Annotated in this window: 27 protein-coding genes and 2 pseudogenes; 20 read left to right on the top strand and 9 right to left on the bottom strand. The window is 66.0% G+C overall.

Translation table 11 applies throughout. The annotated features are described in order from the left end of the window. Nucleotides 1-83 precede the first annotated feature (83 nt). Complete coding sequence (locus H0264_RS21285) at nt 84-635, bottom strand: hypothetical protein (RefSeq protein ID WP_244975898.1); 552 nt, start codon at nt 633-635, stop codon at nt 84-86. 247 nt (nt 636-882) lie between these two features. On the opposite strand from H0264_RS21285, the gene H0264_RS21290 reads away from it, so the two are divergent. From H0264_RS21290 to H0264_RS39055, 3 genes are all read left to right on the top strand, one after another. Beyond that, the gene (locus tag H0264_RS21290; RefSeq protein WP_181579163.1) at nt 883-1,572 is read left to right on the top strand and encodes a response regulator transcription factor; all 690 of its coding nucleotides are present in this window, start codon (nt 883-885) and stop codon (nt 1,570-1,572) included. Continuing rightward, nucleotides 1,569-2,669 (top strand): HAMP domain-containing sensor histidine kinase, encoded by a 1,101-nt coding sequence (locus H0264_RS21295; protein WP_181579164.1) that lies wholly within the window; start codon nt 1,569-1,571, stop codon nt 2,667-2,669. The genes H0264_RS21290 and H0264_RS21295 overlap by 4 nt, the downstream gene beginning before the upstream one ends. 74 nt (nt 2,670-2,743) lie before the next feature. Beyond that, entirely contained in the window at nt 2,744-4,423 is a 1,680-nt protein-coding gene (locus H0264_RS39055; RefSeq protein ID WP_181579165.1) for a DUF4153 domain-containing protein, read from the top strand. Here the strand turns inward: H0264_RS39055 and H0264_RS21305 are convergent. Both H0264_RS21305 and H0264_RS21310 read right to left on the bottom strand, forming a co-directional pair. Beyond that, on the bottom strand, nt 4,420-5,316 hold the full coding sequence (locus H0264_RS21305) for a TIGR03619 family F420-dependent LLM class oxidoreductase (RefSeq protein ID WP_181579166.1): 897 nt from the start codon (nt 5,314-5,316) through the stop codon (nt 4,420-4,422). The genes H0264_RS39055 and H0264_RS21305 overlap by 4 nt on opposite strands. Nucleotides 5,317-5,343: 27 nt before the next feature. Beyond that, nucleotides 5,344-6,180, bottom strand: a complete 837-nt coding sequence (locus H0264_RS21310) for an SDR family NAD(P)-dependent oxidoreductase (RefSeq protein ID WP_181579167.1) — start codon at nt 6,178-6,180, stop codon at nt 5,344-5,346. Nucleotides 6,181-6,458: 278 nt separating this feature from the next. Here H0264_RS21310 and H0264_RS21315 point away from each other — a divergent pair, with 278 nt between their 5' ends. The 5 genes from H0264_RS21315 (at nt 6,459) to gloA2 (ending at nt 11,549) form a co-directional block, all read left to right on the top strand. Beyond that, entirely contained in the window at nt 6,459-8,417 is a 1,959-nt protein-coding gene (locus tag H0264_RS21315) for a CocE/NonD family hydrolase (protein ID WP_181579168.1), read from the top strand. 56 nt (nt 8,418-8,473) lie between these two features. Next, the gene (locus H0264_RS21320; protein WP_181579169.1) at nt 8,474-9,340 is read left to right on the top strand and encodes an NmrA family NAD(P)-binding protein; all 867 of its coding nucleotides are present in this window, start codon (nt 8,474-8,476) and stop codon (nt 9,338-9,340) included. 57 nt (nt 9,341-9,397) lie between these two features. Further along, nucleotides 9,398-10,180 carry a helix-turn-helix domain-containing protein gene (locus H0264_RS21325; RefSeq protein ID WP_181579170.1) on the top strand — a complete coding sequence of 261 codons (783 nt, stop codon included), beginning with the start codon at nt 9,398-9,400 and terminating at the stop codon, nt 10,178-10,180. 10 nt (nt 10,181-10,190) lie between these two features. Continuing rightward, nucleotides 10,191-11,030: a fructosamine kinase family protein gene (locus H0264_RS21330; protein ID WP_181579171.1), complete on the top strand. Its 840-nt coding sequence runs from the start codon at nt 10,191-10,193 to the stop codon at nt 11,028-11,030. Between the two features lie 132 nt (nt 11,031-11,162). Next, nucleotides 11,163-11,549 (top strand): SMU1112c/YaeR family gloxylase I-like metalloprotein, encoded by a 387-nt coding sequence (gene gloA2 / locus H0264_RS21335; RefSeq protein ID WP_181579172.1) that lies wholly within the window; start codon nt 11,163-11,165, stop codon nt 11,547-11,549. 3 nt (nt 11,550-11,552) lie between these two features. Here gloA2 and H0264_RS21340 read toward each other — a convergent pair whose 3' ends face one another. After that, nucleotides 11,553-12,818 carry a cytochrome P450 gene (locus H0264_RS21340; RefSeq protein WP_181579173.1) on the bottom strand — a complete coding sequence of 422 codons (1,266 nt, stop codon included), beginning with the start codon at nt 12,816-12,818 and terminating at the stop codon, nt 11,553-11,555. Between the two features lie 162 nt (nt 12,819-12,980). Here H0264_RS21340 and H0264_RS21345 point away from each other — a divergent pair, with 162 nt between their 5' ends. Then, the gene (locus H0264_RS21345) at nt 12,981-13,478 is read left to right on the top strand and encodes a peptidylprolyl isomerase (protein ID WP_181579174.1); all 498 of its coding nucleotides are present in this window, start codon (nt 12,981-12,983) and stop codon (nt 13,476-13,478) included. 79 nt (nt 13,479-13,557) lie between these two features. On the opposite strand, the pseudogene H0264_RS21350 reads toward H0264_RS21345, so the two are convergent. The 3 genes and pseudogenes from H0264_RS21350 to H0264_RS21360 all read right to left on the bottom strand — a co-directional run. Then, nucleotides 13,558-13,872: pseudogene (locus H0264_RS21350) on the bottom strand (phosphoribosyltransferase); the annotation flags it as partial. A gap of 104 nt (nt 13,873-13,976) precedes the next feature. Further along, nucleotides 13,977-15,191, bottom strand: a complete 1,215-nt coding sequence (locus H0264_RS21355; RefSeq protein ID WP_181579175.1) for a site-specific integrase — start codon at nt 15,189-15,191, stop codon at nt 13,977-13,979. 1 nt (nt 15,192) lies between these two features. After that, nucleotides 15,193-15,357: a hypothetical protein gene (locus tag H0264_RS21360; RefSeq protein WP_181579176.1), complete on the bottom strand. Its 165-nt coding sequence runs from the start codon at nt 15,355-15,357 to the stop codon at nt 15,193-15,195. 680 nt (nt 15,358-16,037) lie between these two features. Between H0264_RS21360 and H0264_RS21365 the strand changes: the two genes are divergently transcribed. The 10 genes from H0264_RS21365 (at nt 16,038) to H0264_RS21410 (ending at nt 23,974) form a co-directional block, all read left to right on the top strand. Beyond that, nucleotides 16,038-16,721 carry a helix-turn-helix domain-containing protein gene (locus tag H0264_RS21365; RefSeq protein WP_181579177.1) on the top strand — a complete coding sequence of 228 codons (684 nt, stop codon included), beginning with the start codon at nt 16,038-16,040 and terminating at the stop codon, nt 16,719-16,721. 490 nt (nt 16,722-17,211) lie between these two features. After that, nucleotides 17,212-17,616 carry an HNH endonuclease gene (locus H0264_RS39340; protein WP_420831981.1) on the top strand — a complete coding sequence of 135 codons (405 nt, stop codon included), beginning with the start codon at nt 17,212-17,214 and terminating at the stop codon, nt 17,614-17,616. 98 nt (nt 17,617-17,714) lie between these two features. Then, nucleotides 17,715-19,070, top strand: a complete 1,356-nt coding sequence (locus H0264_RS21375) for a terminase large subunit domain-containing protein (RefSeq protein ID WP_244975900.1) — start codon at nt 17,715-17,717, stop codon at nt 19,068-19,070. Continuing rightward, the gene (locus H0264_RS21380) at nt 19,063-20,376 is read left to right on the top strand and encodes a phage portal protein (protein WP_181579179.1); all 1,314 of its coding nucleotides are present in this window, start codon (nt 19,063-19,065) and stop codon (nt 20,374-20,376) included. Before H0264_RS21375 ends, H0264_RS21380 begins: the two co-directional genes overlap by 8 nt. A 332-nt stretch (nt 20,377-20,708) precedes the next feature. Further along, nucleotides 20,709-20,891: a hypothetical protein gene (locus tag H0264_RS21385; protein WP_181579180.1), complete on the top strand. Its 183-nt coding sequence runs from the start codon at nt 20,709-20,711 to the stop codon at nt 20,889-20,891. 27 nt (nt 20,892-20,918) lie between these two features. Then, a complete protein-coding gene (locus H0264_RS21390; RefSeq protein WP_244975901.1) occupies nt 20,919-21,386 on the top strand; it encodes a hypothetical protein in 468 nt (155 codons plus the stop codon). Continuing rightward, nucleotides 21,383-21,586, top strand: coding sequence for a hypothetical protein (locus tag H0264_RS21395; protein ID WP_181579181.1), 204 nt, complete (start codon nt 21,383-21,385; stop codon nt 21,584-21,586). The genes H0264_RS21390 and H0264_RS21395 overlap by 4 nt, the downstream gene beginning before the upstream one ends. Nucleotides 21,587-21,754: 168 nt before the next feature. After that, a complete protein-coding gene (locus H0264_RS21400; RefSeq protein ID WP_181579182.1) occupies nt 21,755-22,606 on the top strand; it encodes a phage major capsid protein in 852 nt (283 codons plus the stop codon). Nucleotides 22,607-22,667: 61 nt separating this feature from the next. Further along, nucleotides 22,668-23,669, top strand: a complete 1,002-nt coding sequence (locus tag H0264_RS21405) for a hypothetical protein (RefSeq protein ID WP_181579183.1) — start codon at nt 22,668-22,670, stop codon at nt 23,667-23,669. 32 nt (nt 23,670-23,701) lie between these two features. Then, complete coding sequence (locus H0264_RS21410) at nt 23,702-23,974, top strand: hypothetical protein (RefSeq protein ID WP_181579184.1); 273 nt, start codon at nt 23,702-23,704, stop codon at nt 23,972-23,974. Between the two features lie 229 nt (nt 23,975-24,203). Here H0264_RS21410 and H0264_RS21415 read toward each other — a convergent pair. After that, nucleotides 24,204-24,398 (bottom strand): annotated as a pseudogene (locus tag H0264_RS21415) (phosphoribosyltransferase); the annotation flags it as partial. Nucleotides 24,399-24,456: 58 nt separating this feature from the next. Next, nucleotides 24,457-25,170 (bottom strand): metal-dependent hydrolase, encoded by a 714-nt coding sequence (locus H0264_RS21420; protein ID WP_181579185.1) that lies wholly within the window; start codon nt 25,168-25,170, stop codon nt 24,457-24,459. 252 nt (nt 25,171-25,422) lie between these two features. Between H0264_RS21420 and H0264_RS21425 the strand changes: the two genes are divergently transcribed. Beyond that, a complete protein-coding gene (locus H0264_RS21425) occupies nt 25,423-26,172 on the top strand; it encodes an SCO6745 family protein (RefSeq protein ID WP_181579186.1) in 750 nt (249 codons plus the stop codon). Nucleotides 26,173-26,198 lie beyond the last annotated feature (26 nt).

A 26,198-nucleotide genomic window follows, 5' to 3' on the forward strand; every position in this document is an offset into this window, starting at 1 on the left:
GGGCGCGTGCGGAAACACGGTCGCGCCGCTCGGCCAGAAGAGGCCGGCGGTGTCGTGGCGGCGGTCTGTTCGGCTGCGGAGGGCTACGCCGGTACGAGGTGAGAGAACGTGGCGGGCGCGAAAGGTGGCCCGCGACGGCCTATTCCGGAGCTGAGGAGGAGTCGGCGCAGGGGTGCGCGATCCCCGGTGTGGGCTCGGCGCGCGGGGTGGACACCCGGCAGGGGCGCCAGGTCCAGCGTCAGAATGAAGCGGCGGACGCTGGTGATGGCGCGTCGCAACCCGGCTTCGGCGGCGCGAATGAGCAGCGCGCCGACCGGGATGGCCACCAGGTGCGCGGCCAGCATGGCCGCGGAAGTCGTGTGATGGTGATGCTCCGGCGACATGGACAGCGCCGTGTGGCCGATGGTCTGGCCGGCGGCCAGCATGCCCATGGTCGACAGCGGCCCGTAGCGCGGCCGGAAGGAGGCGACCAGGACGCCGATCAGACCGCAGGCCACGACGAGCAGGGCGAGCGCCGAACCGTCGGGCGCGGGATTGCCGCCGCCGAGTCCGTGCGCGAAGATCGCGACCGCCCCCGAACCCACGCCGACGGCAGCGCCGCGCAGGCGCGCGGTGTGATCCGTCGGTGAGCGCACCCGAACATGTTACGGCGGGCTGTTTGTCGCCTGCGCGCCGGGCGGGCTCGATCACGGCGCCTTCCAGGCAACCCCCTGTGTCCGCGAACATCGGTTCGACAAACGCACGCCCCGTAACGGGGGCCGGGGGCAGCGCCCCCGATTCTCGGGGGTCCGGGGGCGGAGCGCCTGGGAAAAAGGGAGCCCTCCACAGGATCTTCACAAGCGGTGCGAATGATCTCCACTCCGACCTCATAGGGTCAGCTGCATGGAGTCGAACCAGCAGCGCACCGGACGGCGGATCCTCGTGGTGGAGGACGAGCCCACCATCGCCGAATCCATCGCGGCCCGGCTGCGTGCCGAAGGGTTCGACGTGGACCTGGCGCACGACGGCCCGGCCGCCGTGGCCGCCGCGGAATCCCTGGACCCGGATCTGGTGGTGCTCGATGTGATGCTGCCCGGTTTCGACGGGCTCGAGGTGTGCCGCAGGATTCAGGCCCGGCGGCCGCTGCCGGTGCTCATGCTCACCGCGCGCACCGATGAGACCGACATGCTGGTGGGCCTCGGTGTGGGCGCGGACGACTATCTGACCAAGCCGTTCTCCATGCGGGTGCTGACCGCGCGGGTGCATGCCCTGCTGCGGCGGGTCGAGCGCACCGCCGCGCCGGGGGCGCCCCTGGTCGTCGGGGACCTGCGCATCGATACCGATCAGCGCCGGGTGTGGCGGGGCGGGGCCGAAACCCAGCTCACGCCTTTGGAATTCGATCTGCTCGTGCATCTGGCCAAGCGGCCGCGCACCGTGCTCGCGCGGGAGCGCCTGCTCAGCGAGGTGTGGGGCTGGGCCGACGCCTCCGGCACCCGGGCGGTCGACAGTCATGTGAAGGCGTTGCGCCGCAAGCTCGGAGCGGATCTGATTCGCACCGTGCACGGCGTGGGATACGCGCTGGAGGCGCGATGACGGGCGAACCCGTGCGGCCGGAGCGGGCCGGGCGGGTACGCGGGTGGTGGGGCAGCACTGCGACCACCGTGCATACGGCGGTGAAGCCGTATACGGATCGGCTCGCGGAGTGGCTGCCGCGCCCCCTGGATCGGGTGCGGTTCATCAAGCTGAAGCTGGCCATCCTCATGGTCGGTTCGGGTGCGGTGGCCTTCGGGTTCTTCGCGGTGCGCGTGGGCTGGCTGCCGCCGCGAACCGCCATGGCGGCCACCTTCATCGCCCTGGTGACCTCGCAGTTCCTGGCGCACGGCATGACCCGGCCGCTGCGGGAGATGACCGCCGCCGCCAAACGCATGGCCCAGGGCGACTATTCGCACCGCGTGCGCGCCACCTCCCGCGACGAGGTCGGGCAGCTGGCCGAGGCGTTCAATCAGATGGCCGCCGACCTGGGCGCGGCCGATCAGCAGCGCCGCGAGTTCATCGCCAATGTGTCGCACGAATTGCGCACGCCCATCACCGCTTTGGGTGCGGTGCTGGAGAATCTGGTCGACGGCGTGTCCGAACCCGACCCGGCCACCCTGCGCACCGCCCTGGCCCAGACCGAGCGGCTCAGCGCCCTGGTGTCCGAACTGCTGGCCCTGTCCAGCATCGAGGCGGGCGCGGTCCGCCTCGAGCGCGAGCACATGACTCTGGAACCCCTGTTGAAAGAGGTTGTCGCCGAAGCCGAAGTCATGGCCGCCGCCATCGACCGCCCCGTGCGCTTCACGATCGATCTCCCCGACCCGGCCCTCATCGTGCACGCCGACCGTGCCCGCCTGCACCAGGTCCTGCTGAACCTCCTGGACAATGCCACCCGCCACGGTCCCGCCCACGGCGAGGTCCGCATAGCGGCCTGCACCCTCCGCTCCGAAGTCGTCATCGACGTGCAGGACGAGGGGCCCGGTATTCCACCCGCGGACCGCGCTCGCATCTTCGAACGTTTCACCCGTGGCGGCCGTCAAACCAGTGGTGGCACCGGCCTCGGCCTGGCCATCGCCCGCTGGATCATCGAGTTGCACGGCGGCACCGTCGCGGTCGCCGACCCTGGTTCCCGTATCCGCATCACCCTGCCCATCTGATTCCAGCGTTCCCCAATCGATCCCGGAGTACCGTCCGCTCCCGGGACGGTCCCGCCTACCCACAGGAGGTTCACATGCCCGAAAACCCCACCCCGCCAGACAATTCCGACAACCCACCCGTCGATCCCGGCGACTCGCCCGAATCCGCCGCCCCGGTTGCGTCCGGTGTCGCCGTGGCGGAGCGGCCTGCCGAACCGGCTGATCGGGGTGTGGCGCAGCTCTATCCGGGACAGCTTCCGGCACCGGTGCGGCCGCCTCGGTCGGTGCGCATTCCGTTTCCGCACGGTGGTCCGGCCGCGATCGTGGTGTCCGGAGTGGCTGCGGCCGTGTTGATTCCACGGGACCGTCCGGGCATCGGGTGGCTGCTCGCGGGAGTGGTGGTGGCGATCGCGGTGTACACGGTCGATCGTGCCGCTCGCCGCGCGACTGCGGCGCCCGATGATGCCGCGGCTGCGGTCGGGGAGAACGCAGCGGCGGCACCGGAATCCGAGACCGCCGTCGTACCGGCCGGTCCGGGTGATCGGGTGGTGTGGTGGGAGCGGGTGTGGTGGACGGGATTGGCGTTGGCGCTGTTGAGTGTCGGGGCGTTCCGGGCCGCGGCGTGGTTGTTCGCCCTGTGCGTGCTGGGGGCCGCGGTGGCGGGGTCGCTGGCCGTGGTGGGGCGTCGGTCGGTGTACGGGATGGCCTTCGATGTGCTGGCCGTGCCGTTCACGGCGGCCATTTCGGTGCCGTGGGTGTATCGCGGGCTGGAGCGGGCTCAGCGCCGCAGGGGGGCGTCGGGGTCTCATCGGGTGTGGTGGTCGGTGGCGGTGACCGTCGCCTTGCTGCTGGTGGTGGTGCCCTTGCTGGCCGGGGCGGACGCGGTGTTCGCGCGGATGGTGGCGGCGGTGGTGCCGGAAATGGAGGTGGCGGCACTGTGGCGGTGGGTGTGGGTGTTCGCCACGGCGGGACTGGGGACGGCGGGGGCCCTGTATCTGCTGGCCGGGCCGCCGCGGGTGGCGGTGGACGCGGAATCCGGTGTGACGCGGTTGATTTCACGCCGCTTCACCCGGCTGGAATGGGGGCTGCCGGTGGGGGCGCTGACGCTGGTGTTCGCGGTGTTCGTGGCGACGCAGCTGGCGGTGCTGTTCGGCGGTGACGAGTATGTGCAGCGCACGGCCGAGCTGACCTACGCGGAGTACGCGCGCACCGGGTTCTGGCAGCTGTCGATCGTGAGCATGCTGACGCTGGGCGTGATCTGGCTGGTCTGGCAGGGCGCGGCCAAACGGACCGGGGCCGAACGGCTCTGGTTGCGGATCGCGCTGGGGCTGGTGAGCGCGCTGTCGCTGGTGATCGTGGCGTCGGCGGTGAGCCGCATGTGGATCTACCAGCAGGCGTACGGCTTCACGGTGCTGCGCCTCATGGTCGAGGCGTTCGAGTTGTGGATCGGCTTCGTCTACCTGCTGGTGGCGGCGAGCCTGATGCGCTTGGATCGGCGCTGGCCGGCGCGGGCCGCGCTCGGCGTGGGCCTGGCCACCCTGCTGGCGCTGGCCGTCCTCAACCCGGAAAAGATTGTGGCCGAACGCAATATCGACCGATGGGAGGCGGGAAAGGCGCTCGACACCAGGTATCTGAGCAGGCTGTCCGCCGACGCCCTGCCCGCCGTGGACCGGCTGCCGGAGCGCGAGCGCGCCCAGATCGCCGGGCCGATTCGCGCGGGCCTCGAGCCGGACCCGTGGCAGGGCTGGAACCTCTCCCGCGCCTCGGGCCGCTAGCGCAGCCGGTCGAGCAGCCCGGCGGCGGTGTCGAACATGCCGTTCACCGAGTCGGTCACGTACATGAGGTCGATGAAGAAATCATCGAAACCGGTATCGGCCGCGACCTGTTCGATGGTGTCGGCGATGAGCGCCGGATCGGTGCCCGCGGCCACGTTCACGCGCACGATGGTCCCGATCGCACCCGGATCGCGGCCCGCCGCCTCGGCCGCCTGATCGACCAGGGCCCGCAGCTTCAGCAGCTGCTTGCCCCATCCGGGCGGTCCGGGCACCGGCACCACCGGCAGCCATCCGTCGCCGCGCTGCCCGATGCGCGCCAGCCCGGCCGGGTTGAACGCGCCCAGCCAGATCGGCGGCCGCGGCCGCTGCACCGGCTTCAATTCACTGCGATGCGCGGGCACAGTCACGAATGTGCCTTCGTAGCTGGCCGGATCGGTGGTCCAGATGGCTTCGAGCGCATCGAGGGTCTCGTCCAGCCGGGCCCCGCGATGCGTGAACGGCACCTGCGCGGCCTCGTACTCCTCGGGTGACCAGCCGATTCCGAATCCGGGTACCAGCCGTCCGCCGCTCATCACATCCAGGGTGGTCAGCGACCGGGCCAGCTGCGCGGGCCGATGCAGCGGCGCGACAAGCACATTCGTGCCCAGCCGGACCCGCTCGGTGACCGCCGCGGCCACCCCGAGCAGCAGGAACGGATCCAGCACCGCGTTGAACTCGTCCGGAATGGTGTCCTTGCCCGCATAGCCGATCGTCGGATTCACCGCCGCGAGGAGCCGTTCGCCGACCCAGAGGCTGTCCGCTCCCGCCTTCTCGATCTCGGCCGCGAACCGCGCCACCTGCGCGCCCTGCCGGGCCTGCGAACCGTGCTGGGGGAGAGAGAATCCGATTTTCACCCTATCGGTGATACCAGAAGCGGGAAATCAGTCCCGCAGGCCGGTCAGTTCGGCGCAGGCCCGGTGCAGCCGCCGCGCGGCCTCGTCGTCCCGCGCGGCATGCGAGGGCGCTTTCACCCGATTGCGCTGGAAGTAGCATCCCGACACCGCACCCACATCCGGATCGGAGGCCAGATAGCTGAGCGCCTCGCCGCCGCGTTCGGGCGAGATCATGAACAGCTTCTTGACCGCCGCCATGGCGGGCCGCACGACCCAGGGCGCGGCGTCCCAGATGCCGGTGGCGACCACACCCGGGTGAAAGGCATTGGCGGTCACGCCCGTTCCCGCCAGCCGCCGCGAGAGTTCGCGCACATACAGCACATTGGCGAGTTTGGCGCGCCCGTACGCCGCGGACGGGTTGTAGCCGCGCCGCAGGCTCAGGTCCTCGGTGTCGAGGGTCGCCCCGAAATGCATGACGGACGAGGTGAACAGGATGCGCGCGGGGGAGCTGTGCAGCAGCAGGTCCATGAGCAGTTCGGTGAGCAGGAAGCCGCCGAGGTGATTCACCGCGAAGGTGGCCTCGATGCCGTCGCCGGTTTCGGTGCGGCGCACATGGAATCCGCCCGCATTATTGGCCAGGACATCGAGTCTGCCGTAATGGGCCTGGACTGTCCTGGCCAGTTCGCGGACCGCGCCGAGCGATCCGATGTCGCAGCGCAGCGTATCGACCGCCCCGGCGCCGGCCGCACGCACCAGATCGGCTGCGGTGGAGAGTTTTTCGGGATTGCGTCCGACGAGTACCAGCCGATGCCCCTGCCCGGCCAGCTGCTGCGCGGCGGCCAGACCGATGCCCGATGTGGCCCCCGTGATGAGCATGGTCTTCATGCCAGGCCAGCCTGCCACACCCGGGCCGCGCTGTCCTCCCGCCCGGACCGCGTTCGGTGACCGGTCGAGCGTGAAAACCGCTGTCCCGCATCGGTACAACCACTGTTTCGCGGCAATTCGAATACTGCCGGATATCAGTTCAGGGTGCTGTCCGAATGCACAATGGCGACCGGGAAATTCGGCTCGCCGACCTAGTGACAGCCGGCTGCTGTGCCCGCTACCGTCTGAGACAACAGTGCCCGCATGGTGGCGGGCTGTTTTCGGCAAAGGAGCCGATCATGGCGCATCCACACGATGTCTCGCTGACCTCCGCGCTACCGGCCCCCGGCCCCGCGCTGCCGCCGAACGCGCGGTTCGAGCTCGGTCCCGTCATCCACCCGAAAGTGCGGGTGCGGCGCGGCGTCGGAATCCGGTTGAGCGACGGCACGATTCTCTCCGCGGACATCACCCGCCCCGCCGACCGCCGCGGGCGCGCGATCACCGAACCGCTGCCCACGGTCATCAGCATCACCCCCTACAACAAGACCCTGCTGACCCGCGCCGACCCGCTCATCGATGCCGTCACCGCCGCGGGTCCGTGGGTGTATCGCCTGGTGAAACCATCCGCGCACGGTCGCGCGGGCGGGCGGGAGATGCTGCGCACGCTGGGCGGCGGCCTGCTGGAGTCGATCCGCGCCAATCGGACGCTCATCTCACGCGGCTACGTCCACGTCTCGGTGGACGTGCGCGGCACCGGCACCTCCACCGGACGCCTGCAGGTCATGTCCGAGCGCGAACAGCAGGATCATCTGGAGGTACTGGCCTGGGTGCGCGAACAACCCTGGTGCAATGGCGATCTCGCCATGACCGGCATCTCCTATCTGGCCATCACCGCACTGCTCACCGCCGGGCACCGGCCCGAGGGGCTCAAGGCCGTCTTCGCCATCGTCGGCTCCGAGGACGGCACCAAGGATCTGATCCTCACCGGCGGCATGCAGTCCACGTTCACGCCCGTCTGGCTGGCGGCGGTCAATGGCGGCAAATGGCTGCCGTCGGTGCCGGGACTGCTGAAATCCGGTGCCGCGCTGCGTTATCTGCGGGACCGGCTGGCCAGCCCGCTGACCCGGATCCCCGATGTGGTGGGTGCGATCCTCGACGACGCGCACCCCGAGCACTTCTACAACGCGGACGCGCATGCCCGCCGGCCCCGGCTGGAGAACATCGCCGCCGCCACCTGGATCCAGGCCGGCTGGCACGACGTCTTCGCGCATTCGGTTCCCGGCCTGCACAATCGGCTCGACCTCCCGGCCGGGGCGGCACAGCTGGTGGTGGAGGACAGTTATCACGTCGGGGTGGGCACCGGCTTCGGCAGTCCCGACCATCCGCAGCGGCTCGACGAATTGCAGTGCGCCTTCTTCGATCGCTGGGTCAAGGGCATCGACAACGGTATCGACGAATACGGGCCGGTCACCGTCCGCCAGCTGGGCGGAGACTGGGTGAGCCGGGCGGGCTATCCGCATCCGGCGGCGCGGGTGCGGCGCGAGTTCCTGTCGGCGCAACCCAGCGGGGCGGGCGCGCACGCCGCCGCCGACGGCTCCCTGCACGCCGAACCCGACCGGCATCAGCGTCGAATTCGGTTGCCGCGCAAGCGTCCCCAGCTGGCATCGCAGACCAGCAGCTGGATCAACATGGGCCTGACCACTGCGCTCGGCCGCGACTGGTCCATCGACGACCGCGGGTACGAGGCCGCCGCGGTCACCTTCACCGGTGCGCCGTTGGCCGAGGACCTGGTCATCTCCGGTCCGCTCAGCCTGCGCCTGCGCGTGGTGACCACCGGGACCGACGCCTTCTGGGCGGTCACCGTGTGCGATGTCGCGCCCGACGGCACCTCCTCGGTGATCGCCCGCGGCGCACTGCGTTCCACGCGTCGCGCCGTCGACGAGGCCGCCAGCCGCTACGTGGACGGCCACCTGGTGGCCCCCGAGCACCCGCTGACCGCCGACTCGGTGCTGCCCGTAACCCCCGGTGTCCCACACGATCTCGATATCGACACCACCGCGACCGAGGCCGTCCTGCGCGCCGGGCACCGGCTGCGGGTCGCGGTCACGCGCGGCAGCTGGCCGCGCTATTGGGCGACGCCCGCGGTGGCGCGCCGCCTGAAGGAACAGTCCATCGTCCTGGACCCGCGCCACCCCAGCGCGCTGACCTATCTGGCGACCCCGGCGGCCGCCGGGGCGGCCGAAGATCTGCCCGCGTGAGAGAACTCCTGGCGAAACTCCCTGTGGCGCAAAGAGCCACACCGTAGGGTTGGGAGATGGAGCCGGTACTGGTCACCGGTGCCGCCGGGGGACGTCAAGGATCCACCGGTCGGCACCTCACAGCGCAATTACTCGGGCGCGGGGTTCCCGTCCGCGCCCTCATCCACACCGAGGACGAACGCGCCACCGTGCTGCGGGCCCTGGGCGCGGAGGTCGTGGTCGGCGATCTGCGGGAGATCGCCGTCATTCGCAGCGCCGTGGACGGCGTCCGTTCGGCGTACTTCACCTATCCGGTGATCGACGGATTACTCGATGCCGCAGGCGCGTTCGCCGTCGCCTGCCACGATGCCGGACTCGAGCGGGTGGTCGCGGTCTCGCAGCTCGCGGCCGGTCCGCACGCGCTCACCCCGCGCATGCGCCAGCACTGGGTCGCCGAGCAGATTCTGGATTGGGCCAATATCGGCGCGATCCATCTGCGCGCCGCCGTCTTCTACGAGAACCTGGCCCTGGTCGCCGACACCGGCAATGGCTCGAGCCTGAAACTGCCCATGGGCCCGGCGCACACCCAGCTGCCGCTGATCGCCGCCGCCGATGTGGCCCGCGTGGCCGCCGGTCTGCTGGCCGACCCGACGGTGAAGGCCGACCCGGTGCTGCTGCTCACCGGCGACGTCCAAACCATCGGCGCCGCAGCCCAAACCCTGGGCCGCACCTACCGTGACACCGACCCCGACCGCTGGTACCAGTGGGCGCTCGAGTTCTACGGCACCACCCACGCCGCCGAACATCTCACCAAACTGTGGGAGATCTTCCGCATTCTCGGCGAGGGCACCGGCCTCTACGAGATCACCCCCGCCATCGAGCAATACGGCGGCCACCCGCCGATCTCCCTGGCCGAGTTCGCCCTCCACCGCCCCTCGCACTGACGGTCATTACCCCGCGGGTAATGGTCCGCAGTCATACGCGATTCGTACGATCGACGCATGGCTACCCACACGGCAGGCGACCTGCTCCGGCACTGGCGGGTCGCCCGTCGCCTCAGTCAGCTCGAACTGGCCGGCCGCGCCGAAACCTCCACCCGCCACCTCAGCTTCATCGAAACCGGCCGCGCCACCCCCAGCCGCCAGATGATCCTGCACCTGTCCGACGAGCTGGAAATCCCGCTGCGCGAACGCAACCGGATGCTCCTCGCCGCCGGCTACGCCCCCGTCTACAGCGAACCCGCCCTCGACACCCCCGCGATGGAATCCGTGCGCAATGCCGTCCGCCAAATCCTCACCGGCCACGAACCCCACCCCGCCCTGGCCGTCGACTCCGGCTGGAACATGCTCGACGCCAACGCCGGAATAGCCCTCTTCCTGGAAGGCGTATCGCCCACCCTGCTGACCCAGCCGGTGAACGTCCTGCGCCTCAGCCTCCACCCCGAGGGTCTGGCCCCCCGAATTCTCAACCTCCCCGAATGGCGCGGCCATCTCTTCGAACGCCTCGAACACCAAATCGACGCCACCGGCGCCCCGGACCTGATCGCTCTGCTGAAGGAGTTGCGCGGTTACCCCGGCGGCGAAGAATCCCCGGGCCTGCCCGCCCCCGACCAGGCCGTGGTTCCCCTCCGCGTGCGCCTGAACGGCCACGACCTCGCCTTCATCAGCGTCACAACCGTTTTCGGCACCCCGATGAACGTCACCGTCGCCGAACTGGCCATCGAAGCCTTCTTCCCCGCCGACCCCGTCACCGCCATGTTCCTCCGCGATCGCGTATCGGCTTGAATGAATCCCCATGGACGTGCGAGCACACCTCACCGGGCTCACCGGCGTCGCGGTCGACCAGCTCGAACGCGTAGGGGAGAGTCACGCGTGGACGCTGTATCGAGGTGAATTGCGTGGGCGTTCGGTATTCGTGAAGGCGGCGGACGGCGCCGGGGTGTTCGAGGCCGAGGCGGCGGGGTTGCGGTGGCTGGCGCAGGCAGATGCCGGGCTGGTGCCGGAGGTGGTGGCGGTCGACGATCGCATGCTCGTGTTGCCTTGGCTGACAACGGAACCCGCGTCGACGGTGGCGGCGGAACGGTTCGGGCGGGCGCTCGCGGGGCTGCATGCCGATTCGCCCGGTGTCTACGGTGCACCCTGGGTGGGGAATATTGCCGCTCTGCCGCTGGACAATTCACTGAGCGCGGGGGAGTGGGGGAGTTGGTATGCCGAGCGGCGGATCGCGCCGTATCTCTCCGCTGCCGCACCGCATCTGGGGCGGGACGGGGTGGTGTTGATCGAGCGCGTCATGGATCGGATCGACGAGCTGGCCGGTCCGGCCGAGCCGCCCGCGCGCATTCACGGTGATCTGTGGTCCGGCAATGTGCTGTGGACCGGAGGGCGTGCGGTGCTGGTCGATCCGGCCGCGCACGGAGGTCACCGGGAAACCGATCTGGCCATGCTCGCGCTGTTCGGGGTGCCTCGGCTCGACCGGATCCTGGCCGCCTATCAGGAGGCTCGGCCGTTGGCTTCGGGCTGGCGGCAACGGATTCCACTGCATCAGGTGCATCCGCTGCTGGTGCATGTCGTGCTGTTCGGTGGCTCGTATGCCGGGATGGCGAAGGCCGCTGCGGCGGCTGCGCTCGCGATCTAGGGCGGACGGACATCCGGTGTGTGCATCCGAATCGGCGTAAACATACCTACATGGAAATATGCGCATCTGGGCATGTGAACGCGGCGTGTTGGCGAGAGGCAGCCGGAGAGATGGTGGGCTAGCGTCGCTGGGATGGAACTGGAGCGGATCCATCATGTCGCGATCATTGCCTCGGACTATGCGCGGTCGAAGGCGTTCTATACCGAGGTGCTGGGGCTTCGGGTGATCGCGGAGAACTATCGGGCCGAGAGGCGGTCGTACAAGCTGGATCTGGCATTGCCGGACGGGGGACAGGTGGAGTTGTTCTCGTTCCCGGAGCCGCCGCCGCGACCGTCGCGGCCGGAGGCGGCGGGGTTGCGGCATCTGGCGTTCGTGGTGGCGGATGTGGCGGCGGCGCTGGGGGAGCTGGCGGCGCGGGGCGTTGCCGTCGAGGAGGTGCGGGTGGACGAGTTCACGGGGAAGCGGTTCGGGTTCTTCGCCGATCCGGACGGGTTGCCGCTCGAGCTGTACGAGGCGTGAGGGTCAGTCCGTTGCGGCGATGATGCCGTCGAATTCGATGGGGAGGCTGGACGGTCCGCGCAGGTTGACGTGCATGCGGTACTCGGGCGGATCGGCCACCAGCCGGGGTGAGCGGACGCGCTGCGCGAATTTCGTGATGGCGATGCGGGCTTCGAGCCGGGCCAGCGGTGCGCCGAGGCAGAAGTGGGCTCCGAGACCGAAGGACAGATGACGGTTGTCGCGGGTGGTGTCGAAGCGGCCGGGGTCGGGGAAGACATCGGGATCGCGATTGGCGGCGGCGATGATGGCCATGACAACCTCACCGGCGGCGACCTCGGTGTCGCCGAACCGCATCGGTTCGAGGGCGACGCGGGGCATGAGCTGCACCGGCGGGTCGAAGCGCAGCGATTCCTCGATGACATGCGGTGCGAGCTCGGCGTTTTCGCGCAGTGCGGCCAGGATCTCGGGCCGGCGCAGCAGTGCGAGAACGGTATTGGAGATGAGGTTGACGGTGGTCTCGTGCCCGGCGATGAGCAACAGCCCGCAGGTGGCGATGAGTTCACCGTGGGTGAGTTTGTCGCCCTCGTCCTCGGCGGCGATGAGCTGGGTGAGCAGGTCGGGACCGGGGTCGCGGCGGCGCTGCGCGGTGAGCCGGTCGAAGTAGTCGTCGAGTTCCTCGCGCGCGGTGATCATGTCCGCGAGGTCGACGCCGAATCCGGCCTCGGTGGGCGCGGCCGGATCGAGCAGGCGGGCGAGACTGGCCGAGAGCCGGCGCAGCTGCGGTTCGTCGTCGAGCGGCACCCCGAGCAGTTCGCAGATGACGGTGATGGGCAGCGGATAGCCCAGATCCTCGACGGCGTCGAAGCCGCCGGTGGCGGCGGCGCGGTCCAGGGTCTCGTCGACGAATCGGGCGATGCGCGGCGCGAGCTCGGCCACCACGCGCGGTGTGAACGCCTTCTGCACCAGCCGCCGCAGCCGCGTGTGATCGGGCGCGTCGAGGAACAGGAACGACGGATTGTGCCGGGGTGCAATGAGATTGGTGGGCACGACCGCGCCCGGCGGCGTCAGCGCGAACCGCAGTTTGGGCATGGAGTTCTGCGAGCTGGCCCGCGGATCCCGCAGCACCGTCGTGCAGTCGGCGTGCCGGGTGAGCAGCACGATGGGGCTGTCCGGCAGCCGCAGCGCCCCAGCTGCCCGCATCTTCTCGTACAGCGGGTACGGGTCGGCGCGGACGGAGTGGTCGAAGAGCTGGAGGTAGCTGCCCGCTCCGCTGGATTCGGTGACGGTCATGGCGGCCTCCTGTCCCCCCGGGCGCCCTCCGGCGCGCCGGTGCTCTGGCCTACAGCCTACAAACGCGCAGTCCCGTTGGGCCACAACGATTTGCGAGCGTCCGATGCGGGCCTTTCGATGCCGCGCGGTCGCTCGGTTTGCCGGTCCCATACGATGAACCCCATGACCAAAGTGCTCCTGAAGACCTCCGCCGGGGACATCACCCTGGAACTGGACGAGGCCAAGGCGCCGAAGACCGTCGCGAATTTCGTCGACTACGTCAAGGCGGGCCACTACTCCAACACCGTGTTCCACCGCGTGATCCCGAATTTCATGATTCAGGGTGGCGGGTTCACACCCGAGTTCCAGCAGAAGCCCGCTCCGAACACGGTCGAGAACGAGGCTTCGAACGGTCTCAAGAACGACAAGTACACCATCGCCATGGCGCGCACCTCGGCGCCGCATTCGGCGAGCGCGCAGTTCTTCATCAACACCAGCAACAACGGCTTCCTGAACTACCCGGGCCAGGACGGCTTCGGTTACGCGGTGTTCGGCAAGGTTGTCGAGGGCAATGCCGTCGTCGACGCGATCGAGGGCGTGGCGACCGGCAGCAAGAACGGCCACGGCGATGTGCCGAAGGATCTGGCCGCGGTGACGATCCTGTCCGCCGAGCTGGTCTGAGTCTGCTCCACACACGGCAACGCGCCGGGTTCGACACTGTGTCGATCCCGGCGCGTTCTGCGTTGCGGGCCTCGAGGTTCTAGGCGTCGAGCACGCGCGGTTGCCGATTGGTGACCGGCGGCAGCACCGACCACGGGAAGTTGATCCACCGGTCGGTGCGCTTCCACACGTATTCGCAGTCCACCTCGGAGTGCGGCTTCTGGTAGACGACCGCGCAGCGCACCTCGGCCACATGGTCGGAGCAGTAGTCGCGCACCAGCTTCAACGTCTTGCCGGTGTCGGCGACATCATCGGCGACAAGCACTTTCGCCCCGGTGAGGTCGACGACGCTGGGCACGGGCGGCAGCATGACGGGCATGGCCAGCCGCTGATCGACGCCGGTGTAGAACTCGACGGTCTAACCCTTACCCTGGGTTGACCCGCAAGAACGTGGGTTATCGTGCTACGGGAGCACGTCTATCGCACGTTTTCGAATACCGTCACCCGAGCGGACGGTATTCATGCATGGAGCGCGTCCGTGAAGTCCACGGTCTCACGCACCGTAGGCACGTAGTGCTTCCGGGTAACCCTAGACCCGATAGCGTGCCCGCCCTGCTGCTGCGCGGCCTTGTCCCCGTACTTCTCGGAGATCCGAGTCATGCCCGTCTTGCGGAGGGCCTTCGGGGTAGCCCAGTCCAGTTCGGTGCCCTTCAGGACCCGCACCCACGTTTCCCGGAACATGGTTGCGGAGATGGGGTTGCCCAGCTTGTTCGGGAACACCAGGCCCGTCTTGGGCTTCCCTGCTGCCAACCACCGACGCTTCAGCATGGCCAACGTCGGGGCGGACACCTTCACGGTTCGAACCGATTCGTCTTCCTTCGGCATGGGTTGCCGCCACACCTTCCGCTTGCCGTCTGCGTCCACCTGCACCACCGTGCCCGTAATGGCCACCGTGCCCGCCTCTAGGTCCACGTCTTCCCAGATGACGCCCAAGGCTTCGCCCGGCCTACCGAGCAGGTCATAGGTAAGCCGTGTGATGTCCATGAACCGCTTGTTAGCGGTCGGAGATAGCTCGAAGTACTTGGCCTCAATCTCCCAGAACCGTTGCAGCTGTTCGGGCGTGAACGGCTTGGGCTCTGCCTTGTGCCCGCGTTCGATGGTTTCGGATTCACGGGCAGGGTTGCCGGTGATCGCGTCATCACGGGCAGCCAGCGCGAAGGCTTCAACCAGGATCAGTCGTTGCCGGTACGCCTTCTCTGTCATGTGACGGATCGGGTCTAGATGCCGCTCCACGTGGGACGTGCGCACTTCCCCGATGGGCATGTTGCCCAGCTCCGAGCCCTGGATTTTGACGGTGCCTTTCTTGCCGCCGGGGCGCTTCACTATCTCCGTGTAGAAGGCTGCGATGGACTGGCCACGGTTGCCGTTCGGGTCGGCCTTCTCCCGCTCGTACCAGGACATGCACAGTTCAAGGACTGTGGTCTTGCTGCTGTACTTCTGCCCGTATTCGGGCTTCCTGGTCTTCAGGGCTTTGTCTGCGGCGTCGGCTGCGTCCCGCTTGGCCTTGGCCTCTGAGGTGCGGTACGCCTGCGCGGTGCGTGGCTTGCGTTCCCCGGTGAGCCTGTACCGGCAGATACCGCGCCAATAGTCCTTCTTGCCCTCTGCCTGCCGGGCTTTGTCTATGGAGGCGTGCGCTTCTCCGCGCTTGCCTTCTTCGATGGGTGGCCGGGCCATGTCACCAGTCCTGTGTCTGGCCGGTGGCTCGGTTGCCGTAGGGGGTGTTCATGGCCTTGGCTGCGTCGTGTAGGCGACGGGTGATCTCGGCGGCCAGTTCTTCCCCGGTGTAGTCGGCGAGAGGTGTGCGGGTGTCCTTGTCCTGGGGTTCCTGTTTGTGTGCCATGTTCTAGACGGTAGGTCAGCTGTCCAGTAGCTGGCAAGTAGCCGTGACTCGCTTCACTGCGTCTTCTGTGACTGTTGTTGCCATTGGTGCGTAGTCAAGGGTTTGTGACCGGGCTCTCAGAATCTTCTTTTGCATGGCCTTGACCTGCGCATATCCCCGGCATTGAAGGCGTGGCGCTCGGGGGCAGCGACTCGGGCGGCAATTGTCACGCCACAAGGCTATTTATCCGGCCCCACCTGGGCATATGCCATTCATTCGCAACATGCCGTGTTGTATGAATCTGTCGGCCACTAGCAATAGTGTTTCCCAGGTACCTCGAAGGTACTGGAACGTTGAAAACTCCACAGCAGAGACATTGAAAGAAACGTAAGCACAAGGGCACGCATCCAATTGCGTCTAGCCCTATTTTTTCATGTCCAAAACCGGAATTCCCCGCAACGGATGCCCGGTCAAGCAACAGAACGGAGGCTACGCCCCATGAGCGACAGAAGCAAACTCGCAACCCCCGAGGAATACGCCGAATACCGGGCCACAACCACCCGCACGCTAGCGAACGAACGCTACCTAGGCACAGGCCCCCGATTCATCCGCTACGGCCGTGCCGTGCGCTACAGGTGGGCAGACATTCACGCCTACGAAGAAGCCAACGCATTCACTAGGAGCGACCAGGAGGCGGCCTAGTGAGCAAGTTCGCCATAGTGCCCGTGCACCTGATATCGGCACCGATCGAAGACCGGGACTTTCGAACCCTGGTTGCCCTCCTGTCCTACGCGGACCGTGAAGGCAATTGCGACCCGACCATGCCCCAACTGAGTAAGCGCACCGGCAAGAGCGACCGGACGGCAAAGCGGAGCATTTCACGCCTGAAGGGTGCCGGAGCAATCGAGGTGTCCCGCAGGCCGAACGACTCCAACGCCTACAAGGTGCACCTGGAATCCGGTTGGGCCATCTACGGGATTGGTGGGGCCACCGACGAGCCCGTTACGGCTGGTTGTGCCAAATCGGACAGGCCAACTGTTGACCCATCCGGAAATGGTGAGGCCATATCCGCACAAGCAGGCGTTAGGGAAGACGCTCCGGTTGGGCCACCTGGTGGCCTAACAAAGGAACAGACCAATAAAGAGATACCTAAAGGTATCTCTCCTATACCCACTACAGCCGAAGAGCTTGTGCCTGCCATCCGGCAACTAGCCAAGGACCGGAACCTAACCGAACACCAAGTGCAACGGGACTGGCCAGAGATAGGCAAGTGGTGGGACTCCAACAACGTGCACCAACTGACCGAGCTATATCGAGAGACCGAAGAGCGACCGCTCTACGAGATCAGTGCACCAACCACGTGGAAAGGGGAATGGAGCCAATGACCGAATATCCGAGTGAAGCACTGCGGCAACTGGCCGCAATGGTCGAAGCAATGCCAGACCCCGAACCCCAACCAGTCCGGCCCCTGAAGGACCGAAGAGAACGGGAACTATACCGACTCCTAGACCGATCCATTCCGGACAAGTGGCTAGACAAATGGGATGCAATGACCCTGGTCGGAGTAACCAGCCATCGAACCCTACAAAGGTGGAGGGCCAACTACAGGCTGAAGTCCGGTATCCGTACCGGAGCACGTAAGCGACCCGAACGCGTCTACTCCCGGCGTGGCCTAGCCCGCTGCTACTTCCAAGCCCAAGATGCCGAGCGTGCCACATGGCGTACAGAGGCAGGACCCGGTAGGCCCAGCTACAGGGGGAGGGTGCAGGACCACCTAGGCCAGTACCCCACCGCTACCAGTACCGAGGTAGCTCACGCTCTTGGCATTGATCCGAGTACAGCGCGTAAGCACATGCGAGCAATCGAGGCAGACAAATGTTGAAGCCATGCCTTGAATGCGGGGAGCCTAGTCCCGGTACCTATTGCCCCGACCATAAGCCGGTACGTACCAAGCAGCGGAGCAAGGAGCATGTTCACCAGAACAATGCGAAGTGGAAGAAGCTAAGCCTTTGGGCTCGGACCAATCAACCATGGTGCACCTGGTGTAGTGCTACCGAGGACTTGACCGCTGATCACATCAAGCCGTACGTAACGCACCCTGAGCTTGCGTATAAGCGATCTAATATCCAAGTCCTTTGCAGACCTTGCAATGGTCGTAAAAGTGCGGGAGAGAGGCAACCAGAGGGGTGGGGAGTATCCCCTAGGCCCGTCGAACTTCCTCCCTCTGGCAAGGCAGAGTTTCCCTCACACTACGGGTGTAGTGGTTTGCCATGGCAATAGCAGCAGGCCCTAAGAGGCGAATTACTGCCGAACCGCTCTGCTTCAAAGGATGGCCGACCGATAGAGCCAAGAGGCGTGAACGGTTCATCCGTGAGTACGTGGTTGCACCCAAGGGCGTAGGGGCCAAGGAGCCCCTTAACCTCCGGGACTTCCAGAAGGAAATTGTCCGGGGGGCGTTTGCTCCGGGAGTTCGCACCGCGCTGGTATCCATGCCGCGAGCCAATGGCAAGACCGCTCTTGCTGCTGCCCTGGGTGTGGCCGAGCTATTCGTTGGCCCGGCCTCTGCCGAGGTGCTGGTTGTTGCTTCGGACCAAAGGCAGGCCAATCTAACGCTCAACTTGGCCCGGCGAATGATCGAGCTAAACCCGGAGCTTGCCGACAGGGTGCATGTCTACAAAGACCACCTGCACCTACCAGAGAATGACGCGAAGCTAATCCCGCTACCGGCCGACGAAGCGGCATTGCACGGCTGGGACCCGTCCCTAATGATCGTGGACGAATTGCACGTAGTCACCGAGCAGGTTTGGGAAGCGGTTACGTCGGTGGCCGGTAAGCGTCCCGAGTCGCTGACACTGGCCATTTCCACACCGGGCCATAACCCGGACTCGGTTATGTGGAAGCTGGTCGAGTATGGGCGTGCGGGTGATGATCCGTCGTTCTACTACAAGGAGCACGCTGCCCCCGAAGGCTGCGCGATTGACGACCGGGAAGCGTGGAAGATCGGCAACCCGGCAATGTCGTGCAAGCGTCCGTTCTTGACTGAGGACGGAATGGCTTCGGTCATGCGGACCATGCGTGAACCAAGGTTCCGGCAGTTGCGTCTAGGCCAATGGGTTAAAGGCTCGGACGCTTGGCTGCCTTGGGGGTCCTGGGATGGCCGAGCAGACACGAACAGGCGTCCAGAGGCCGGGGAGCGGGTTGTATTCGGGTTCGATGGTTCGTACTCCGGAGACAGCACGGCACTTATCGGCTGCACCTTGGACGGTCATGTGTGGGTCGAAGGTCTATGGGAGAACACCGGCGATTCTGGTTGGCGGGTGTCCCGCGAGGACGTGACCAATGCCGTGGTGCTCGCATTCAGCAAGTACGACGTTGCCGAGCTTGCCTGTGACCCGTACGGGTGGCACGCAGAGATTGAGCAGTGGCAAAAGCTGTTCGGCGAGAAGCGGGTTATTGAGTGGCCTACCAACCAGGTGCAGCGCATGGCACCGGCCACGGACCGGCTTTATCAGGCAGTCGTTGAGGAGACCGTCACGCACGACGGAGATTCACGACTTGCCGCCCATGTCGCTCATTGCGCGGTAGAGCGAACGTCTATGGGTGATCTGGTTCGGAAGGACCGCCGCAATTCCCCTCGAAAGATTGATGCCGCTGTTGCGGCAATCGTCGCCTATGACCGTGCCGCCTGGCACGCGAAGAAGGCCAAAAAGAAAGTTCGGAGTTTCAATGGATAACCTGATTATCGACCTTATGCAGCGGCTTGATGAGCCGTCCGGCTGGTACGCGGAATTGAACCGCTACTACGAGGGTGAACAGGCGTTGTCGTTCCTGTCGCCGGAGGCCAAGGCCGCCCTGGGCAACCGCTTCGGGCGCATCAACTCGAACATTCCCCGCCTTGCTGTGGAGTCGCTGGCGGAGCGCCTGCGGGTGACTGGCTTCAGTGGCGCGGATGTGTGGCCGGACTGGATTCGCAACGACCTGGATCAGACCTCGCACATGGTCCACCGTGAGGCCCTGCTCTTGGGTCAGTCGTTCGTGTCCGTGTGGGCGAAGGATGGCCGCCCTACCGTGTCCGTGGAATCGGCTTCCCAGGTTGCCGTCCAAACCGATCCGGGAACCCGGCAGGTTACGGCCGCAGTGAAGCGCTGGACGACTCGGACCACGACGGAAGCCACGTTGTACCTGCCGGACCGAATCGTTCATCTCCGGGCCAACCAGACAGGTGCCACGACGCAGGGGTACAAGGTTGTCGGCGAGACGCCTAACCCGATGGGCGTTGTGCCCGTGGTGCCGTTCATGAACACGGACCGACAGTTGATCCTTGGCACCGATGGCCGCGCCCTGGTCGGTGGTGGCCGGTCCGAAATCAAGGACTTGATGCCGTTGTGCGACGCGTTGAACAAGACGCTTGCGGACATGCTCGTTACCTCCGAATACACGGGCCGCCCGCGCCGTTGGGCTACCGGCTTGGAGTTGGAGGAGGACGAAGACGGCAATGCCGTGAACCCGATCCCCGAGGGCAATCGGGCCATGATCTCCGAGGACGACAAGACCAAGTTCGGGCAGTTGGAGCCGGGGGCTATCGATGGATACAAGACCTCTACCCAGGTGATCCTTGGCCAGATCATGGCAGTGTCTGCGCTGCCTGAGCACATGATTGGTGTCTTCTCGAATAACCCGGCCAGTGCGGACGCTATGCGTGCTGCGGAGTCGTCCCTTACCGCTCGCGCTGAGGCCCGGCAGGCGACCTTTGGCCGTTCGTGGGAGCAGGTGGCCCGCCTCATGGTCGCTGCCCGCGATGGGGTTGCCCCGGAGCGCGTGGAAGCTCGGGTGCAGTGGGCGGACCCGGCTACTCGTTCGGAGGCGCAGCAGGCCGACGCGCTTACCAAGTTGGTTGTTGCGAAGGTGCTTCCGCCGTCGTACGCGCTGAAGAAGATGGGTTACGACGACGCCGAGATTATCGAGATCCGGCAGGCGTGGCGCATGGAGGCCCTGGACGGCGCAGGGGTTGACCTGAAGGCGTTGGTGGTTGCCGAGTGAGCTACCGGGACCAGGTGGTGACCCTCAGTGCCGACACGGAACGCAAGGCGCTGGCGCTGTACGCCCGATTCGAAGCGGGGGAGCTATCGCATGACGAGACGGTTGCCCTTCTCGCTCGGTTGATTGCGGGGGCTAATTCGCGTGCTACGGCACTTGCGGACCTGGGCCTAGCTTCGACCCTCATGCAACGGCTCGGTGAGCCTGTGGAGGTGCAAGGGATTGTGCCCCCGGCGGGTGATGCGGACAGGTTGCAGAAGTCGGCAACTACGGCCGTGAAGCTGGGTTCTGTGTCCGTGGGCAGGCTTGCCCTTGCGGAGCCCCTAGAAGCGGCTGTGAACGCCTTTAACCAGGCCATGAAGCAGAACGACCGGGTTACCGGCTGGGTGCGTGAGCTGGAGCCGGGGGCCTGTCAGCTGTGTACGTGGTGGTGGCGTGACGGGCAGGTGTGGCACAAGGACCACGAGATGCCCACCCATAAGGGCTGTACGTGCGTAGCCAATCCGGTTACGCGGTAAATGAATTCGAATCAGAAGGAGTTAAACATGCTGGAAGACAAGACGATTGAGACCCCCGCGGCCCCGCCGGCCTCGGAAGATCCCCAGGTCAACGAAGGGTTTTCCGAAAGCGCGGAGGATACCCAGATTGTGGGTACCCCAGAGCCCGAGCAGGGCGAGGAGCAGGAGCCGGACACCTTCCCCCGCTCCGTGGTCGAGAAGCTGCGAAAGGAGAACGCTTCGTACCGCGACCGCGCCAAGCAGGCCGATGCACTGGCGGAACGCCTTCACGCTGCCCTGGTGACCGGTACCGGCAAGCTTGCCGACCCGACAGACCTGCCGTACGACCCGGAGCACCTGGACAACCCGGAAGCCTTGGACGCTGCCATTGCGGACCTGCTCACCCGGAAGCCTCACCTTGCCTCGCGTAAGCCCGTGGGGGATATCAACCAGGGTGCCCGGCCTTCCGCTTCGGGTGATGTGAACCTTCTGGCCATGATGCGGGGTGGACTGTGAGCTTCCAGCCGATCACCAGTCAAGAGGAGTTCGAAAAGCTCCTACGCAAGCGCATGAACCGGCCGGTGGAGAAGGCCCAGGTTGCTACCGCTACCGCCCTGCTCGAAGCGATCAAGGCGAAGGCCATCCCGGAGACCAGTGTTTCAACCCTGGACTCGTTGGCCCGCTCGTACGCCTTGGTGGTTCACGGCCTCAGCTAAAACGGCACTTCCGGGCTGACGCCTAGCGTTTCTGACAACTGAATCGGGGAGGGTGCAGCCTGGCGCTGCCCCTCCCCTTCTTCTTCGCCCTGGCGGCGAATGGAGTCCCTTCTAGCCCCCGCGAAACCGTGGGGGCTTTTCCATTCAATCCCCTAGGGAGACAAGAACATGACTGCAACTACCTCGAACACCAAGGCCCTCCTGCACGAGCAGGTTGTTAACGTCCTGGTGCAGCCCCTCGAAGCCGAATCCGTCGTGCTGGCCAGTGGCCCCCAGATCAAGGATTCGTCCGAGCCGGTCCGCTTCCCCCGCCTGGTCTCCGGTCCGACCGTGGGTTTCGTCGGCGAAGGCGAGCAGATCCCCAGCGGTGACGTGAAGTTCGATGACGTCAAGATGATGCCTTCGGACCGCAAGTCCCTGAAGATCATCACCAAGTTCACGAACGAAATGGTCCGCCAGTCCGTGCTTGGCCTGAATGCCGCCCTGAAGGCGCGTCTGGTCAAGTCCGTTGCCGACACCCTGGATACCGCGTTTCTGATTGGCGACGGTGCCGACAAGAGCATTACCGGCATCATCAACCAGGCTGAAGTCCAGAAGATGAAGCTGGACCTTACTAGCCCGGATTGCTTCATTGATGCTGTCGCGCTTGCGAATTCGAAGGAAGTTAAGAACCCGAACCGCTGGTTCATCTCGGGTGCCGACTTCGCCACCATCTCGAAGCTGAAGGACAAGCAGGACCGCTACCTCATGGAGCAGGACCTCACCAAGGATTCGACCCCGCGCCTGCGTGGCATCCCGGTGACCGTCACCAACAAGCTCCCGGCCGGTAAGGCCGTGCTGGCGGACATGACTCAGGTGATGGTGGTCCGTGACCTTGCCCCGTCCGTCGTGGTTCTGGACGAGCTGTACGCCGAGACCGACGAGACCGGTATCCGCGTGGTGACCCGCTATGACCTGGGCCTGCTGCACCCCGAGGGCATTGTCGTTCTCGACAAGGATTTCAAGGCCGGTACTAAGTAGTTCTCGAATCGGAGGGGTGCCCACGGGTGCCCCTCCTTTTCCTGTATGAGGAGGTTTGAGAATGGCTGAAAGACCTTACGGGACACCGCAAGAGGGCCTGCCGGAGTACTGGGAGACCGGCGACGGTAGCGCCGACAAGGCGAAGATCAAGGCGTGGTTCAAGTTGTCGGCTCCGTGGAACGGCATTGACGAAGACGGCTACCCGACCGAGGACGTTCCGGGCTTCGTTGTCCGATACGCCGACAAGTCGGCGGTGCTGGTGCACGAAGGCGACAAGGCGGTAGTTCCGTCCATCACCCCGGTGAAAGCGGCCGTGTGGCCTACCGACTCGAAGGCCCTGTACGCCCTGTACTCGGAACTTCTGGACAAGATCGGGTACGACCTGCGGGACGCGAACGCCGCATACGCCACCCTCAACGAAGGGCTTCCCGGACACTGGGAGGGGCACGACGACATCAAGGCGTGGTTCAAGCTGTCCCAGCCGTACGAGATCGAAGACGAGTGGGGGCAGCCGGGGGAGAAGTTCGCGGGCTTCGTTGCCAAATACTTCGAGTCCGGGGCCGAAGGCTGGATTGTGGAGCTGTACGACGAGTCCAGCGACACAAACCTAGGGTTCTTCGCCAAGGCCCCCAACCCGTGGCCTTCCGAGGCTGAGGAGTTGACTCCGGTGTATCGGCGTCTTCTCGCGAAGGTGGGTTACGAGTACCGGACCGAGGACAAGCCGGAGCCGCCGGAGCCCGAACCGGGGGTGTGGGGCAAGAAGCTCGCAGCCCTCATGGGTGACCCGGACATTGCACTGGTTGCCGACGAGTGCGCTTCGGTGGTCATGACCCTTGCGCGGGCCTACACGCGGAACGGGTTCAAGGGCACCGTGCCGGACGATATCCCGGAAGACGTTGTAGCAGTGATCCTTGCGGCCTCCGCGCGCATGGCGGTGAACCCGAGTCAGACCGAGCAATACCAGTCGGCTGGTTCGATGAGTAGCCGTATCGGTGCGGGCTTCCAAGGCTGGTCTCTGGTCGAACAGGCCGTGTTGCATCGGTACCGGAAGCGTGCGCTGTGAGGCCCTTTAAGACGCCGTGGACTGTGGAGGTCATGGCGAGGGGGCAGAACACTGTCACCACGAAGGTGATTGGCTGGAATGCCCCTCAGTCGTTGGTGCCTAAGACCGCAGGCGTTGAGGCTGTAGTTGTAGAGGTTGAAATGTACGTGCCTCCGGGTTTCCCGCCGGTACGCCACGGTGACGAGATCAAGACGCTTGCGGACGGGTTCACGTATCAGGTGATCGGCCTGCCGGAGGACATGGGGTATGGGCCGTTCGGGTTCAAGCCTGGTGCTGTGATCAACCTGAAGCGGTGGTGGGCGTAAGACCGTCCAGAACGAAGGCCCCCGGCCTGTCCCTCGCGGGATGGGTTCGGGGGCCTTTTTGTGTATTCGGGCTATGGCACGTTTCAGGGCACGAATTGAACGGGATTGACCCCGATTCGGAGTGATCTCCGGTGATGAGCACGAAGGGGGTAGATCAGATCTATACCCTTGCCCTGCAATAGAAAACGCCCCCTGACCGGGCATCTAGTCAGGGGGCGTTTCACGCTGCCGTCTCAAACTCGACGTTCATGACGTGCAGGTTCTTCACGTCGAGGGCGTAGCCGAGGGAGCCGGCGACGAAGAGCCCGCCGCGGGCGATGGAGAGGATCAGATCCGGTTCGTAGCCGTCGTCCGCGATGTCCTGGGCCAGGTCCCGGCTCGCGGAGCCGAACAGCTCCCAGGTCAGTTCTTCCCGATCGCTCATCGCTGCTCCGTTTCTGCTCCACTGCCGATCTGGGCATCCTACGAGCAGGTCCCGGGGTCTACGGCTGGTGGGTGGTGATGGTGTACCAGAGCAGTGCGAGGGTGGCGAGCGCGAACAGCGGCACCACGATCAGCGTCTCGACCTTGTTGCCGGTGCGATCGATGATCGGGAATCGTGTTCGCACCTTCAGCGGCCACAGCAGCCGGCAGCCGCGGTCGGTGAGACAGTCGCCGATGAGATGGGCGAGCGCGCCGAGCCCGACACAGAACGGCAGCCACGCGGGTTTGTCGCTGATCCAGTGGTCGATGGCGAAGGTGCCGGCGGTGGCGAGAATGACGACGGTGCCCCACGATTTGATGCCGTCGCCGCTGGGTGCGAGATTGAGCGCCTTGATGGCCAGGGCCAGCAGGAAGAAGCAGAGCGCGATGGTGAAATTGCGGCCGATCCAATGTTCTCCGGCCCAGGTGCCGTAGGTGACGAGCGCGACGAACAGCAGTGAATGCGTTCCGTGCCGGTGGCCGCCGGAGATCATATTGATCAAACGGCAGGCGTAATGCGAAACCGGTCCCAGCACATGGGAAATGGTGCCCTTGGGGTGGTCGGCGTCGGGCAAAAGCGCTGCACCCGCGGTGAGAAAGGTCCCCATGACCAGATCGACCGCCGCGATACTGCCGGATTGCATTGCGGGATAGGTCATCAGGGTGAGCGGTAGCGCCGCCGCGGCGGCCGACCAGGCGAGCGCGCCGCTGGTTGCGTGTGAATGTCCTAGCACTGCGAGAAGATTAGCGGATCTAACAGGTCTACCGTCCGGCCTCCGATGTGAGCTGAGGTACGTTGAGCGGCAGCCGATTCCGCCGGTGACAGGTTACGATGCGCACCTCTCCCAGCATACTGTGCGCCGAAAGCCATTGCAGCTGGCGATCTTTCACTGCTCGACGGCCGTCAACCCGGCCCCCGGTGCCGGTCCTTCAGGCGGTGAAATACGCTCGGATCGATTGCGCTTTCCGCTCAGAGAGGAACGGACATGTCGGTAGCGTCCGCGGTGAAGGATCAGATCCAGCAGGTCGGTGGAGGATTCATGTTCTCCCGGGAGGCCAAGGCCTTCGCCACCAGCACCGGAGTGGAAGGTTTCCTGCCCGGTTACACCCGCGGCCGCGGCGGCGTGCTCGGCGATGTGGACGCCGATGTGGTCACCGCCGCCTTCGGGTTCTTCCCGCCCGCCGCCATCCGCAAAGCCTGGGAGGCCACCGCCGCCACCCCGGCCGCCAAGGGCGCCGAAGGCTATCTGCGTGCCTGCCAGGATTTCGGCCGCCGCAAGCTGGCCGGTTTCGACCAGACCGAGCGCCTGGCCGAACTGCTGCAGGTCGTCGTCGATGCCGCCGACCCCGCCGGCGTGCCGCTGTTCGCGGGCTGGCGCGCGCTGCCCTTGGCCGAGGACGCCCCCGGCCGCGCCCTCCAATTGATCCAGACCCTGCGGGAATTGCGCGGCGGCCTGCACCTCATGGCGGTCCGCTCCAGCGGCCTGGCCCCGCTGCAGGCGGTCCTGATCGCCGGTTCGCCGCTCGCCTCGGGCCCGCAGCAGGCGCGCGGTTACGGCTGGCCGGAACCCTTCGAGGAGATCACCACCGAGCTCAAGGGCCGCTGGGTCCAGGCCGAGACGATCACCGACGATCTCATCACCCCGGCGTTCGCCGCGCTCGCCCCGGCCGCTGCCCAGGAACTGATCAGCCTGTTGACCGCCTGCCACGCAACGGTTTTCGCACCGCGCGCCTAGTCCGAGGCGCAAGATAGCCGGTATCG

It is taken from the genome of Nocardia huaxiensis, assembly GCF_013744875.1.
GTDB classification, from domain to species: domain Bacteria; phylum Actinomycetota; class Actinomycetes; order Mycobacteriales; family Mycobacteriaceae; genus Nocardia; species Nocardia huaxiensis.